Here is a 952-nt window from a genome sequence, read left to right as displayed (position 1 = left end):
TACCTGGCTGAACATCTTCAGGAATATTCAACACCAGTGCGGGAATGGCTGGACTGTTTGCTGAACCATCCATTGTGGTTTGCAATAGTTCGACATTTTCTTTTTGCAGCGGGCCGACAACAAAATCGATGTTTTCGTTGATGAGACGTTGTTTCACTTCATCAGCGCTGTACGCATTCGTATCAATGACGGTAAGCGTTGCGCTTGGATCGCGGTTTCTATCATTCATCATCGCGAACACAAAACCATCGCGGATCAATTGTGCCTGAGGCGCAAACTTACCTGTTAATGGTAACAACAATGCTGTGTTATTTGGTTTTACGATATCAAGTGACAGAATGTTTTGAATTTCTTCTGGTGTATAGATTGCCGCTGGGTGTGACGGGTTCTCGTTCAACCAACGCTCAAGGGTATTTTTTAACTGAGACAGATTGCCGGAGAGCGTTTTTGCGTAAACTGCTAATTGCAACCATCCGTCTAACACGTCTTCGCTGGGTTCAGTTTGTAGCGAAGTCAGTTCATATTCAGAGTAACTGCCAAAGTTCATCCAAATTCGGCTTGAGATTTCGCGTTGCTCTGCTGATGACGCGTATTGACTAAACGCTACCAGTTGGCGGTTGGCTTCAAACGGCTGATTTAGGCTTTGGTAAGCGTCGGCACGTAGAGAGTAGTAATCTTTCCACTGCTCATTCGGTAGTTTCCACCAAGGCTTAAAGTTGAGAAGTTGCAACAACTGAGAGTAATCGCCTTGCTTTTGCTGTATGGTCGCACGCGCCAGTTGCCACTCCGCCTGTTGAACTTCCGTCAATTGTTGGCGAGCCAGACGTTTTATCAGAAGGTCTGCTTGATCCAATTGGTTCGCTTGGATTGCGGCTTTGGTTGCCATGATCAACCAGTCATTTTGTAAACTGCCTTCCGTGCTATCAGCTTGAATCATGTAGTTCTGTACCGA

The 952-nt window shown here is 45.9% G+C and carries 1 protein-coding gene; it reads right to left on the bottom strand.

What is annotated here, in order from left to right:
• Positions 1 to 952, bottom strand: a 952-nt coding sequence (locus R7O13_RS24895; protein WP_318304945.1) for a penicillin-binding protein activator, incomplete at both ends; no start/stop codon positions are given.

It is taken from the genome of Vibrio sp. Y176 (assembly GCF_033438945.1).
The sequence above is the reverse complement of the archived record's forward strand: the minus strand, read 5'-3'. Positions and strand labels throughout refer to the sequence as shown.